Source organism: Mesorhizobium sp. M00.F.Ca.ET.216.01.1.1, from assembly GCF_004010325.2.
GTDB lineage: Bacteria > Pseudomonadota > Alphaproteobacteria > Rhizobiales > Rhizobiaceae > Mesorhizobium.
In genome coordinates this window covers 116622-129851 of the sequence record NZ_SADR02000005.1, presented here as the reverse complement: position 1 = coordinate 129851, position 13230 = coordinate 116622, and the positions used below count along the sequence as shown (strand labels likewise).

Sequence of the window (13230 nt, the reverse complement as noted above, 5' to 3'; positions counted from 1 at the left end):
CAGCCGGTTGGCGTAGGGTTCGATCTCCTCGCCGTCGAGGCTATTGATTGTCGCGACAACGATCTGGTCGGAGCCTTTTTTTTCGAAGTCGGCGAGCTTCTGGGTCAGTGCCGCCCTGGTCCCGGCATCAATGATGCCGGCATCGTCAACGACCCGCCCGGTCAGCGCCGGCAATTCGGCTGCAAAGGCAGTGAGGGGGAGGAAGAGGCTTAGGACGATGTACAGGAATGCGAGGCCGGCGATCCTTCCCACCCCCCTCTGTCCTGCCGGACATCTCCCCCTCAAGCGGGGAGATTGAATGTCACTCGCACTTTCGCAAATTTTCAACGCTACAAACGAGACGCCAGCGGCGGAACCGCCAATCTCCCCGCTTGAGGGGGAGATGTCCGGCAGGACAGAGGGGGGTGTATGCACGCCTGCAGCCCGTCTCGTCAGGATTTGGTAATTGGAAGGTTTGCCGGCTTCGCCGCTCATCCGCCCTGCTTCGTGCCGAAATCGACCTTCGGCGTCCGCAGCTTGTCCTCCGCGACGGTGAAGTTCGCGAACGGCTCATTGCTGCGGAACCACAAGGTCGCCCACAGCACCGACGGGAAGGTCCTCAGCGTCAGATTGTAGTCCCTCACCGCCTGGATATAGTCGCGGCGCGCCACCGCGATGCGGTTCTCGGTGCCCTCAAGCTGCGCCTGCAGCGCAAGAAAATTCTGGTTGGCCTTGAGGTCGGGGTAATTCTCGACCACCGCCAGCAGCCGCGACAGCGCACTGGTCAGGCCGGCCTGGCTGTCCTGGAACTTCTTGAAGGCTTCCGGATCCTTCACCGTTTCCGGCGTCACCGTCACCTGTGTCGCCTTGGCGCGCGCTTCGACCACGGCATCGAGCGTGTCCTTCTCATGCGCGGCATAGCCCTTGACGGTCTCGACCAGGTTGGGGATGAGGTCGGCGCGGCGCTGGTACTGGTTGAGCACCTCGCTCCATGCGGCCTTGGCGTTTTCCTCGGCCGTCGGAATGGTGTTGTAACCGCAACCGGCAAGCAGCGGCAGCACGATGACCATCACCAGCAAGGCCGGCAGTGCACGGAATATGGACGGTGAGGAAAGGCGCTGGGCAAACATGGTGGAGTCCCTCAGTAGAAGTTGCAGGCGAAGCATTACCACAATCCGCGCGCAAGAAAATGACCTCAACCGGGACGTCTCGCGGGTATGTCTCCATCGCCTGCGAGGGCCCTGTGATTGGCCGGACGAACACGGTAAGGTCGCGACGAAGCAGGACATCATCATGGCGCAACGCCACGACAGCGACAGCGACAGCGAATCACGTCGTATCATCGAGCGGGTTGAGCGTGAAACCGGCCCAGGCGGCACATCGTTTGTCGCGCGCATCGCGAAGGGCGCGCGCGATCACGCCACTGCGGCGGATGCCGACCGGTCGGACCCGATCGAAATTTGGGGCACCCGCATTGGCCGGGCACTGGGTCTGCTTATCGCCATAGGCCTGTTGATCTGGCTCGTGTTTTTCGTCACCCAAGGCAGTTAGGAACTCAATGAGCGCCGAACACACTGACGCGCCGCGCGCGGTCATCGTCATCTCCAGCCATGTCGCTCGCGGCTCGGTCGGCAACCGCGCCGCCGTCTTTGCGCTGGAGACGCTGGGCTTTCCCGTATGGGCAGTGCCGACCGTCATCCTGCCGTGGCATCCCGGCCATGGCCGGGCGACACGCATCGTGCCGCCGCTCGATCAGTTCAAGGCGATGATGGCCGACCTCGAGCGCGCGCCATGGCTGGGCGAGGTCGGCGCCGTGCTGTCGGGCTACCTCGGCGAGGCCGGTCAGGCCGACGCCGTTGCCTCGCTGGTCGCCACGGTCAAGGCGAAGACGCCGGACGCGATCTACATCTGCGATCCGGTGATGGGCGATTCAGGTGGGCTCTATGTGCCGGAGCCGACCGCCACCGCCATGCGCGACCGGCTGATGCCGATCGCCGACATCGCCACCCCCAACCGCTATGAGCTGGAATGGATGGGGGGCGCGCGGCTGCCCGACCTGAAAGCGGTGACGGCGGCCGCTCTTCATGCCGCACCGCCGACCATGCTGGTTACTTCGGCGCCGGCGATGATGGCCGGCGGCACCGGCAATCTGCTGCTCAACGGCAGCCACGCGCTGCTCGCCGAACACCGCGTCATCGACAAGCCGCCGAACGGACTCGGCGACCTGACGGCGGCGGTCTACCTGGCGCGCATCCTATCCGGCCAGCCGGCGATCAAGGCGTTGCAATCGACCACGGCCGCCGTCTACGAGATCCTGGCGCGCACGGCAAAGCGCGGCGGCGACGAACTGCAGCTCGAAACCGACGCGCAGAGTCTGTCGCACCCGATGGCGATGGTGCAGCTTCGCCATCTCCTGCATCCGGGGCGGGACAAGAGAGCGTGACTTTTATCGGCATCGACGGCTGCAAGGCCGGCTGGATCGCCGTCTGCCGCGATCCGGGCGCTGCACCGTCGGTGACCGTATTTCAAAGCTTCGCAGCATTGCTCGAGGCGCTGCCCGCCAACGCGACCGTGGCTGTCGACATGCCGATCGGCCTGCCCGAATTTTCGCAAAAAGGCGGACGCGGGCCGGAGGCGCTGGTGCGTCCGCTGCTCGGTGCGCGGCAGTCCAGCGTCTTTGCCATTCCCTCGCGCGCCGCGCTCTATGCCGACATCGACGACTTCACCACCGTCGAAGCCTGGTATGCCGCGCATCGCCGGGCAAGCGAGGTGGCGAAGACCACCTCCGATCCACCGCGCGGTGTCTCGATCCAAGCTTTCGGCATCTTTGCCAAGATCCGCGAGGTCGATGCCTTGCTGATTGCGCGCCCGGAGTTGCGCAGCCGCGTGTTCGAATCGCATCCGGAGGTCGCCTTCTGCCGGCTGAATGGCGATCAGGCCATGTCCCTGCCGAAAAAGGTCAAGGGTGCCGCCAATCCGGCCGGCATGGCGGAGCGCAAGGCGCTGCTTTGCCGACATGGTTACGACAAGAATTTTCTCGATCAGATGCCGCCGCGTGGGGCTGCGTCCGACGACTTCCTCGACGCCGCCGCGATGATGCTGATTGCCGGCCGCATTGCCAGCGGCGAGGCAAGGCCGTTTCCGGACCCGCCGCTTGCTGACCGCTTCGGCATCCCCGTCGCCATCTGGGCGTAAAGATCTGCTTCTGCGATTCGGCATTGCATAAAGCACACTCTAACACTTTGAATCCACGCATCGCGCTTTCCGAAAATCGGTTCCGATTTTCGGGCTGATGCGCTAGAGCCCTTCGGGACTGAAACGAGCTGCCGCCGCCAACCCGGAAAGGCTCAGACGCCGCCCATGCCTCACCTCCCCGACCATCTTCTCGCCGGCTACCGCAATTTCATGAGCGGCCGCTATCCTGCCGAAAGCGGACGCTACCGCTCGCTCGCCCGCGAGGGCCAGGCGCCTGAAACCATGATCGTCGCCTGCTGCGATTCGCGCACGGCCCCCGAGGCGATCTTCGACGCCGGGCCGGGCGAATTATTCGTCGTCCGCAACGTCGGCAATCTGGTGCCGCCCTACGCGCCCGACGGACAGTTCCACTCGACCTCGGCGGCGCTCGAATTCGCCGTCCAGAGCCTTAAGGTGAAGAACATCGTGGTGATGGGCCATGGCCGCTGCGGCGGCATCCGCGCCGCACTCGACAGCACAGCCGCGCCCCTGTCGCCCGGCGACTTCATCGGCAAATGGATGAGCCTGATTGCACCGGCCGCCGAAACCGTGTCCGCCAGCACCCTGATGACGGCGACGGAACGCCAGACCGCGCTGGAGCGCATCTCTATCCGCTATTCGATCGCCAATCTCAGAACCTTTCCCTGCGTCTCGATCCTCGAAGGAAAGGGCCGGCTGTCGCTGCACGGCGCCTGGTTCGACATCTCGACCGGTGAGCTTTGGGTGATGAACAAGGACACTGGCGACTTCGAGCGGCCGGAATTGAAGTAGGAGGCCGGCGCATGGCTTGCCGTTCGATCGCATTCGCCATGGCGGCATTGCTGTTTTCGCTGACCACTACCCATGCCGACGACAGCGCGATCATCAACCGCTGGTATTCGGCGCTGATGGACCGCACCGAACTGGCGGACTTGCTTGCCGACGGCGTCCGGATAAAGCTCGACGATCTCGGCGTCGTGCAAAGCAAGCAGGAGTTCATCGCCTCGATCGACGAATGGCAAGGCGCCGTTGCCGGGGCTGAAATCCGGCATCGGATCGAGAAGAGTGAGGGCGGCGTCACCACGGTGATCGCCTGCTATGACTTCCCCAGCAACGACATGCTGATACAGGAAACCTTCGCGGTCGCCGACAACCGCATCACCGCGAGCTCGCAGGCATCGATCGCGGAAACCTGCGACGACTACTGACCGTTGTCAGCCAACCGCAATGTTGCGTGCTGGAAGCCAGAGTCCTACATCGACGACACCCCGCCTCTCCCTGCCAATAATCGAAAGATTGTCCATGCCCTCCACAAAAGCCGTCGACCTCGCCGCCCATCCGCTGACCGCTTGGCAAGGGCCGCTCGGCCTGCCCGACTTCACCCGCATCGGCGATGATGATTTTTCTCCGGTCTTCGACGCGGCGTTGAAGGCGCATGAGGCCGAGATCGAGGCGATATCAGGCAACGCCGAGGCAGCGACCATCGAGAACACGCTGGCAGCGCTGGAACTTGGCGGCGAGGCGCTCGACCATGTCTCTTCGATCTTCTGGTGCCGGGCCGGTGCTCACACCAACGATGCAATCCAGGCCCTGGAGCGCGATATCTCGCCAAAGATGTCGCGGCATTTCTCGGCTATCTCGATGGACGAGAAATTGTTTGCCCGCATCGACGATCTCTATCAGCGCCGCGAATCCTTGAAGCTCGATGCCGAGACGCTGCGTGTGCTGGAAAAAACCTGGAAGGGTTTTGTCCGCTCCGGCGCCAAGCTCGATGCCGAGGGCAAGAAGCGGCTTGCGGCCATCGACGAGGAATTGTCGTCGCTCGGTACGACTTTTGGCCAGAACGTGCTCGCCGACGAGCGCGACTGGGCGCTCTTCCTCGACGAGGCCGACCTAGCCGGCCTGCCGGAATTCCTGAAGAGCTCGATGGCCGAAGCCGCCGAGATGCGCGGCCAGAAAGGCCGCTATGCCGTCACCCTGTCGCGCTCGATCTACGAGCCGTTCTCGACCTTCTCCGAACGCCGCGACTTGCGCGAGATAGCCTTTCGCGCCTTCACCATGCGCGGCCAGAATGGCCGCGCCACCGACAACACCGATGTGGTGCGCGATATGCTGCACCTGCGCGCCGAGAAGGCCAAGCTGCTCGGCTACGACACCTTTGCGGCGCTGAAGCTCGACGACACCATGGCCAAGACACCTAAGGCCGTGCACGCGCTGCTCGATCCCGTCTGGGAAAAGGCGCTGGAAAAGGCGGCCGCCGACCAGAGCGAATTACAGCGCCTGGCGGCTGAGGCCGGCAGCAACGAAAAATTCGCCGCCTGGGACTGGCGTTTCTATCAGGAGAAGCTGCGCGCCGAGAAATTCGCCTTCGACGAGGCCGAGCTGAAACCCTATCTGCAGCTCGACCGCGTCATCGACGCCTGCTTCGACGTGGCAACACGGCTGTTCGGCATCACCTTCGAAGAGAAGAAAGGCATCGCGGCCTGGCATCCGGACGCCCGCGTCTTCGTCGTCAGGAATGGCGACGGCAGCAAGCGCGGCCTGTTCCTCGCCGACTATTTCGCGCGGCCTTCGAAGCGCTCCGGCGCCTGGATGAGCGCGTTGAAATCCGGCCACAGGCTCGGCCACGGTTCGAAGCCGATCATCTACAACATCACGAATTTCGCCAAGCCGCCGGCAGGCGAGGCGGCGCTGCTGTCGGTCGACGAGGCAAAGACGCTGTTCCACGAATTCGGCCATGCGCTGCACGGCATGCTGACCGACGTCACCTGGCCGTCGGTCTCGGGCACATCGGTCAGCCGCGATTTCGTCGAACTGCCCTCGCAGCTCTACGAGCACTGGCTGACGGTACCGGCGGTGCTCGAAAAGCACGCGCTGCATGTCAAGACCGGCAAGCCGATGCCGAAGGAGCTGGTCGACAAGATGCTGGCGGCGCGCACCTTCGGCGCCGGCTTTGCTACAGTCGAATTCACGGCGTCGGCATTGGTCGACATGGCCTACCATGCAAGGCCTGACGCCCCCCAAGAGCCGCTTCGTTTCGAAACCGAAACGCTCGAAAAGCTCGATATGCCCGACACCATCGCCATGCGCCATCGCACCCCGCATTTCGGCCACGTCTTTTCCGGCGACGGCTATTCGGCCGGCTACTATTCCTACATGTGGTCGGAAGTGCTCGACGCCGATGCCTTCGCCGCCTTCGAGGAGACGGGCGATCCGTTCAACCCGGCACTGGCCGAGCGGCTCAGGAAGAACATCTACGCCGCCGGCGGTTCGAAGGATCCGGAAGAGCTCTACACCGCCTTCCGCGGCAAGATGCCCTCACCGGAAGCGATGATGATCAAGCGCGGGCTGGTGTGATTAGCGATCTCCCCCCTTGTGGGGGAGATCGGCAGCTTTAGCCTCGGCGCCTTTCATTTCGACCACGGATCGGCGACACGCGGCCAGATCGGCCGCGTCAGCTTCGTATAGTTAGTGACGGACGGGTCACTGGGATATGAGCTCGGCGCCGAGACGTAGATGATCTCGGCGGCGATCGGCGCGAAGCCGGCGTAGAAATGATTGGTCGATTTCACCAGCAGCACGTCCTTGGCCAGCGGATCGACACCGAGATTGGTGAAAATGTCCGGCTCGAAGGTTTGCGTGCGATTGGTGTTCAGGATGATGTCGACCTCGGTGCCTTCGATGCGGACCAGCGCTGTCGGCCCGAGCGTCACGCGGCTGGGCCCAAAACTCTGCCATCCCTCTGCGACGGCTTTCAGCACCCGCACGCGCGCGTCGATCGGCTCGCCCGCCTGCGGCCCGGCCTTGCCGCCTAAGCGCAGGTCGATGACGGCGCCCTCGCCTGCCGCCTGGCAGAAGGTCACCGCGATCGGGTCCCAGATCGTCGCAACGCCCACATTGCCTATGCCCTGCGCCAGCATTTGGCGCAGCACGATGGTGCCGTCACCGGGTACGCCGCCGCCCGGATTGTCCCAGATGTCGGCGACGACCACCGGCTTGCCCGGCTTTTGCGCGCGCACAGCCAGCGCGCGCTCGATGCCGTCGGCTGCGCTCAGCATCGTCATCGCCGTCTTTTCGCGCATGGCATAGAGCTCCCGCCCCAGCTTCTCCGCCAGCGCGTCGCCCTTGGCCTTGTCGTTGTCGGTGACGACCAGGATGCGCGTGCCCATCTCCGCCACGTCGGCCGCCATGAAGCCGTGGATGACCGAGACCGACAGCACCCCGTCCTTGCCGTGCAACGCCTTGATGCGGTCGACGAACGACCGCATCGGCTCGCGACTGGTCGGCAGCACCTGGATCATGCGGCAGTCGAAGGTCGAGATCACGGGCTTGATCTCGCCGCGCGCAGCGGCAAGGCCAAGTTCGACGACATGCTCGCCGCGCTCGTAGAAATCGGTGTGCGGAAATTCGAGGAAGGCAGCGAGAATGTTGGAAGCAGCCACCCGCTTCGGCGTCAAATGGCTGTGCGGGTCGAGTTCCCCGGCGACCACCACGTCCGGCCCCACTATGTTGCGGATGCGCTCGAGAAAGTCGCCTTCGCAATCGTCGTAGCCCTGCGCCACCATCGCGCCATGCAGGCCGAGGATCACCGCATCGACCGGCAGCGCTGCCTGCAACTGACCGAGGATTTCGTCGCGCAGCGCCTCATAGGTCTGCCGCTGCACGAGGCCGCCGGGCTCGGCCCAGGCGGCGGTCCCTTCGATGACGGTGAGCCCGTCGCGGGCCGCGCGCCGGCGCAAGGCAACGATCGGCGAGGAACACAGCGTCGGCGTTTCCGGATGTTTGCCCGGGCCGGCGTAAAAGGCCATCTCAAACGAGGCCCGGTCGGTTGGCACCGGCGAGAATGTGTTGGTTTCGGTCGCCAGCGAGGCGGTGAAGATGCGCATGTCGGAATTCCGCTTCGCTCTGCTTTGGATTCTGGTCACGTAGACCAATTCATTGGCCTTGGCGACAGACCGTTATTTGACGGCGCCGAGCGCGAGCCCTCTGACTAGGTAGCGCTGCAGCCAGGTGAACAGGATCGCCACCGGCAGGGTCGCAAGCAGCGTCGCGGCCATGACGTGGTGCCATTCGATCGTGTAGCGGCCGGCAACCAGCGAAAACACCTGGATCGGCAGCGTGTAGCTTTCCTGGCTGCGCAGCATGGTCAGCGCGACGACGAATTCGTTCCAGGCATTGATGAAGGTGAAGATGGCGGTCACCGCGATCGCCGGCACGCACAGCGGCAAAAACACCTTGCGCAAGGTCTGCCAGCGGCCGGCGCCTTCCATCCAGGCCGCTTCCTCGAGATCGCGCGCGATGGTGTCGAAATAGCTTTGCAGCATCCACACCGTGAAGGCGACATTGAAGGCCATGTAGATGACGCCGAGCGCCGTCGTGCTTTCGATCAGGCCCCAGGCGGCCATCAGCCGGAACAGGCCAAGCACCAGCACGATCGGCGAGATCATCTGCGAGACCAGCAGGAACTGGCGGAAGGTGCCGTAGCCGGCAAAGCGGAAGCGAGACATGGCATAGGCGGCGGGAACCGAGATCAGGATGGCGCCGACGGTGGCGATCCCCGAAACGTAGAGCGAGTTGGCGAGCGCCTGGCCGAAGCCGGTCGCCACCCACATGTCGGCGAAATTCGACCAGCGGAATTCGCTCGGCCACCAGGTCGGCGACAGCACCTCCTGCCGCGGCTTGACCGCGGTCAGCAACATCACGGCGAAGGGAAAGATCGTCACCACGATCAGCGGTGCAAGCAGCAGCCAGGCGATGATCGAACGCTTCAGCTTGCCGTTCCTCATGCGCGTTGCTCCCGCATCGCCAGCCGCACATAGATCATGGTGAAGATAAGCAGGATGGCGAACATCAGCAGCGATACCGCCGATGCCTCACCGAGCTTGCCGATGCGGAAGGCCAGTTTGTAGAGGTGGGTGACCAGGATGTCGGTCGAGTTGGCCGGCCCGCCTTGCGTCATCACCCAGATGATCGGGAAGGAATTGAACACATAGATCGTGTTGAGCACGATGGCGATGTTGATGAACGGCTTCAGTAGCGGGAAAGTGATCTCGCTGAATTGCTGCAGCGGCGTCGCTCCTTCGAGCGCCGCAGCCTCGTAGAGGTCGTCCGGGATCGACGACAGCCCGCCGAGGAAGATCGTTGTCGTGAACGGCACGGTCACCAGGATGCCGATCAGCACCTGCATCGGAAAGGCAGTCCCGGCGCGCGACAGCCATTGGATGTTCTGATCGATGACGCCCACCGCCATCAGCGCCGAGTTCAGCATGCCGCTTTCGCCGTTCAGCGCCCAGCGCCAGACCACCGCTGTCATCGTCAGCGACACCGCCCACGGCAGCATTATGATGACGCGGGCGATGCCACGGCCGTAGAAGTCGGTGTTGAGGATCAGCGCCACCGGAACGGATAGAAGCAGCGCCCCGCAGACGACCAGCACCGTCCACAATGCGGTGCGCCAGAGCGCTGCAAGGAAGTCGGGATCGGCGAGGAAGGCGTAATAGTTGGCGAAGCCGTTGAAGTCGCGAAGCTGGCCGAAACGGTTCACGTCATGCGTCGAGATCTGGATCAGGTCCCAGACCGGCCAGAAGATGACGACAGCCGCCAGGAACAGGCTGGGCAAGGTCAGGAGATAGGGCAAGATACGATTCTGCATCGGCTGACCTACTGCCTCGCCAAATAGTGGAGGGCCAGATGGTGGGGAAAGGTGGCGCGCCCCGATGGTCAGGGCGCGCCGGGCGTCGGGAGCTACGCCCTATTTCTTGAGCACGGCGTTGGCCTTCTCCGCCGCCTCCTTCAATGCCGCCTCGGGCTCGGAGTTGCCGAGATAGATCTTCTGCATGGCGTCGGAGGTGATCTGGGCGATCTCCTCCCAGCCCGGAATGACCGGCGCGAAGCGGGCGTCGGGCAACAGCGAGGTGAACGCCGCCAGATCGGCATTGTTGACGTAGTAGTCCATTTTCGCCTCTTCCTTGTTCACCGGCAGGAAGCCTTCCCCTTGGGTGAACTTGGCGCGCTGCTCCTTGATGAACAGGAAGTCGAGCAGTTTCCAGGCCTCGTCCTTGTTCTTGGAGTTCTTGAACATGATGATGGAATCGGTGACGCCATAGGTACCGCGCGCGCCGGTCGGTCCGGCGGGAATGGCCGCCACGCCATATTTCAGGTTCGGCGCCTCTTCCTTGATCTGGTTGGACAGGAACGGCGCGGTGATCATCATGCCGATCTTGCCTTGCTTGAACAGGTTCTGCACGTCTTCGCGGTTGTTGGAGGTCACGCCCGGCTCGGTCAGGCCTTCGTCGATCATCGATTTGTAGAGCTTGGCGGCTTCGAGCGCGCCCGGCGTGCTGAGGCCGGAAGTGCCGTCCTTGTTAAGGATTTCCGTGCCGTAGGACCACATCGCATAGTAGTAATAGACGTCGGTCTCGATCTCCTTGCCCTGCATGCCGAAGCCGAAGGTGCCGGAACCGAGCGCCTTGATCTTGCGGGCATCCTCCTGCAGCTCGGTCCAGGTCGCCGGCGGCTTGGCGATGCCGGCCTTCTCGAACAGCTCCTTGTTGTAGTACATGGCGCGCGCCGAAGCGGCGATCGGCAAGCCGTAGGTCTTGCCCTCCATGATCGAGGGCTTCAGGAAGGTCTCGATGAAGCGGTCCTTGAACTCAGGCGTGATGTAGCTGTCGAGCGGCTCGGCGACATCCTGCTGGACGAAGTCGATCAGCCAGCGCGTGCCGATAATCGACAGATCGGCATTGGTGCCGGCAGTGATGTCGGTGGTCAGCTTCTGCAGCAGGACATCCCACGGCACCACCTCGAACTTGACGGTGATGCCCGGGTTCGCCGCCTCGAACTCCTTTTTGACGTCGTTGAAATAGGGCCCGGTCTTGGCGCTATATTCGGCGACGGTCACGCGCACCTCGCCTGCATTTGCCTGCGCCGCCAGCGCCAGCATGCTCATTCCGGCCATCAGGCCGACAGTCCATTTTGCAAGCTTCATTTGATCTCTCCCATTTGATTTGCGCGTTGGCGCATCCTCGCTGTCGGACAGCGTAAGATTTATGTTACTTTCCTACATTATCGATCATTTTGCGGTACGCAAGCGGATTATTTTGTTGCTAAGTTACATTTCTTGGAATAGGCCTGATGCCAAATTTCGGAGGCAGCGCTGTGGTTTCGAGAGCGGAGTTCGAAGGCAAAGCTGTCGTCGTGACGGGTGCGGGCGGCGGCCTCGGCTCGGCGCTGGTGGCGCTGATGGCCGAACGCGGCGCGCGGGTCATCGGCTGCGACCAGTCGAGCGAAGCGCTGGGCAGCCCGCAGCTTGCCTCACGCTACGTCTTCGATCTTCTCGACCAAGCTTCGATCGAAGCGTCGATCGCCGCGATCCTCGACAAGGACGGCGTGCCGGACATCCTGATCAACAATGCCGGTTGGACGCGCGCCGAGACGCTGTCAGCCCTGACCCCGGACAGCATAGAACACGAGCTTGACCTCAACCTGACCGGGGTAATGAATTTCGCCGATCCGCTGGTCAAGGCAATGGCCGCACGCGGCTCGGGCAGCATCGTCTTCATCTCCTCGGTCAATGCGCTCGCGCATTTCGGCAACCCCGCCTATGCAGCGGCCAAGGCCGGCATCAACGCCTATGCAAGATCGATCGCCGTCGAACTCGGCCGCAGCGGCTTGCGCGCCAATGTTGTCTGCCCCGGTTCGATCCGCACCGCCGCCTGGGACCATCGCCTTGCCAAGGACCCCGACATCCTCGGCAAGCTGCAACGGCTCTATCCGCTCGGCCGCATCGTCAACGCCACCGAGGTGGCCGAGGCGGTGGCTTTCCTTGCATCGGATCGCGCATCGGGCATATCGGGCGTGGTGATGCCGGTGGATGCCGGGCTGACTGCCGGCTGCTTGCCGTTCATCGACGACATATTGGGAGCGTGACCATGACCAATGTCCTGTTTCGCAACCTGTCGAAATCGTTCGGGCACCACAAGATCCTTGAGAACATCAGCCTCGACATCAAGAGCGGCGAGTTCGTCGTGCTGGTCGGCCCTTCGGGTTGCGGCAAGTCGACCTTGCTGCGCATGTTGGCCGGGCTGGAAACGATCACCTCCGGCGATTTGCTGATCGGCGGCGTGCGCGCAAACGACCTGCCGCCGCAGCAACGCAACATCGCGATGGTGTTCCAGTCCTATGCGCTGTTTCCGCATCTGAAGGCGTCGGACAATATCGGCTTTGGCCCGAGGATCCGCGGCGAACCCCGCGCGACGGTCGAGGAAAAGGTCAGGAAGGCGTCCGGCATCCTCAATCTGTTTTCCTATCTCGACCGCTTTCCCCGGCAATTGTCGGGCGGCCAGCGCCAGCGCGTCGCCATGGGCCGCGCCATCGTTCGCGAACCATCGGTCTTCCTGTTCGACGAGCCCTTGTCCAACCTCGATGCGCAACTGCGCGTGCAGATGCGCACCGAGATCAAGGCGCTTCACCAGCGGCTGAAATCGACCGTCGTCTACGTCACGCACGACCAGATCGAAGCCATGACCATGGCCGACCGCATCGTGGTGATGAACCTTGGCAGGATCCAGCAGGTCGGGGCGCCGCTGGAGCTTTACGACAGGCCGGCCAACAAGTTCGTTGCCAGCTTCATCGGCTCGCCCTCGATGAGCTTTGTTTCCGGAGCCCTCAAGGCGGCGGGGACAAAAGCCTGGTTCGAAACGACCGGCGGCGGGCGTCTTGCGCTCGCCGGCAACGCCGCGCCGCCAGCCGGTGCGGTGGAGGCCGGCATCCGGCCAGAGCACTTCGTCATCGGCGGCGCCGACGACGCGGTGGCCATCGATGTCGACGTCGTCGAGCCGACCGGCTCCGAAACCCATGTCTACGGCTCGGTCGGCAGCGACGCGGTGCGTGCCGTGTTCCGCGACAGGCTGCAGATAAGGCCGGGCGACCGGCTGCCGGTCACCGTCGACCCCGGCAATATCCACTTGTTCGACAAAGCGACGGGCCTGCCCCTATGAAGACAGCTACCCCTATAAAGACACGGGCCCCTATGAAGAC

Annotated in this window: 14 protein-coding genes; 8 read left to right on the top strand and 6 right to left on the bottom strand. The window is 63.4% G+C overall.

Annotated elements, in window-relative coordinates:
- The coding region (locus EN859_RS09060; protein ID WP_189501783.1) for a TPM domain-containing protein at window positions 1–252 on the bottom strand (252 nt) is incomplete at its 3' end.
- Between the two features lie 218 nt (window positions 253–470).
- Window positions 471–1109, bottom strand: coding sequence for a LemA family protein (locus EN859_RS09050; protein ID WP_127853015.1), 639 nt, complete (start codon window positions 1107–1109; stop codon window positions 471–473).
- 163 nt (window positions 1110–1272) lie between these two features.
- Here EN859_RS09050 and EN859_RS09045 point away from each other — a divergent pair, with 163 nt between their 5' ends.
- The 6 genes from EN859_RS09045 to EN859_RS09015 all read left to right on the top strand — a co-directional run bounded on the left by EN859_RS09045 (window position 1273) and on the right by EN859_RS09015 (window position 6549).
- Window positions 1273–1530 carry a hypothetical protein gene (locus tag EN859_RS09045; protein ID WP_127853014.1) on the top strand — a complete coding sequence of 86 codons (258 nt, stop codon included), beginning with the start codon at window positions 1273–1275 and terminating at the stop codon, window positions 1528–1530.
- Between the two features lie 7 nt (window positions 1531–1537).
- Window positions 1538–2422 carry a pyridoxal kinase PdxY gene (gene pdxY / locus EN859_RS09040; RefSeq protein WP_127853013.1) on the top strand — a complete coding sequence of 295 codons (885 nt, stop codon included), beginning with the start codon at window positions 1538–1540 and terminating at the stop codon, window positions 2420–2422.
- Complete coding sequence (locus EN859_RS09035; RefSeq protein ID WP_127853012.1) at window positions 2419–3174, top strand: DUF429 domain-containing protein; 756 nt, start codon at window positions 2419–2421, stop codon at window positions 3172–3174. The genes pdxY and EN859_RS09035 overlap by 4 nt, the downstream gene beginning before the upstream one ends.
- Before the next feature lie 165 nt (window positions 3175–3339).
- Window positions 3340–3984, top strand: coding sequence for a carbonic anhydrase (locus tag EN859_RS09025; RefSeq protein ID WP_127853011.1), 645 nt, complete (start codon window positions 3340–3342; stop codon window positions 3982–3984).
- An 11-nt stretch (window positions 3985–3995) separates the two neighbouring features.
- The gene (locus EN859_RS09020; RefSeq protein WP_127853010.1) at window positions 3996–4400 is read left to right on the top strand and encodes a nuclear transport factor 2 family protein; all 405 of its coding nucleotides are present in this window, start codon (window positions 3996–3998) and stop codon (window positions 4398–4400) included.
- A gap of 94 nt (window positions 4401–4494) precedes the next feature.
- Window positions 4495–6549: a M3 family metallopeptidase gene (locus EN859_RS09015; RefSeq protein ID WP_127853009.1), complete on the top strand. Its 2055-nt coding sequence runs from the start codon at window positions 4495–4497 to the stop codon at window positions 6547–6549.
- A 53-nt stretch (window positions 6550–6602) separates the two neighbouring features.
- On the opposite strand, the gene EN859_RS09010 is transcribed toward EN859_RS09015, so the two are convergent.
- The 4 genes from EN859_RS09010 to EN859_RS08995 form a co-directional block, all read right to left on the bottom strand.
- Window positions 6603–8078, bottom strand: coding sequence for a M81 family metallopeptidase (locus EN859_RS09010; RefSeq protein ID WP_127853008.1), 1476 nt, complete (start codon window positions 8076–8078; stop codon window positions 6603–6605).
- Window positions 8079–8150: 72 nt separating this feature from the next.
- The gene (locus tag EN859_RS09005; RefSeq protein ID WP_127853007.1) at window positions 8151–8978 is read right to left on the bottom strand and encodes a carbohydrate ABC transporter permease; all 828 of its coding nucleotides are present in this window, start codon (window positions 8976–8978) and stop codon (window positions 8151–8153) included.
- On the bottom strand, window positions 8975–9844 hold the full coding sequence (locus EN859_RS09000) for a sugar ABC transporter permease (protein ID WP_127853006.1): 870 nt from the start codon (window positions 9842–9844) through the stop codon (window positions 8975–8977). The genes EN859_RS09005 and EN859_RS09000 overlap by 4 nt, the downstream gene beginning before the upstream one ends.
- A gap of 99 nt (window positions 9845–9943) precedes the next feature.
- A complete protein-coding gene (locus EN859_RS08995) occupies window positions 9944–11179 on the bottom strand; it encodes a sugar ABC transporter substrate-binding protein (RefSeq protein WP_127853005.1) in 1236 nt (411 codons plus the stop codon).
- A 146-nt stretch (window positions 11180–11325) separates the two neighbouring features.
- Here EN859_RS08995 and EN859_RS08990 point away from each other — a divergent pair, with 146 nt between their 5' ends.
- Window positions 11326–12120, top strand: a complete 795-nt coding sequence (locus EN859_RS08990; protein WP_127853004.1) for an SDR family oxidoreductase — start codon at window positions 11326–11328, stop codon at window positions 12118–12120.
- A gap of 2 nt (window positions 12121–12122) precedes the next feature.
- Window positions 12123–13190 carry a sn-glycerol-3-phosphate ABC transporter ATP-binding protein UgpC gene (gene ugpC / locus EN859_RS08985; protein ID WP_127853003.1) on the top strand — a complete coding sequence of 356 codons (1068 nt, stop codon included), beginning with the start codon at window positions 12123–12125 and terminating at the stop codon, window positions 13188–13190.
- Window positions 13191–13230 lie beyond the last annotated feature (40 nt).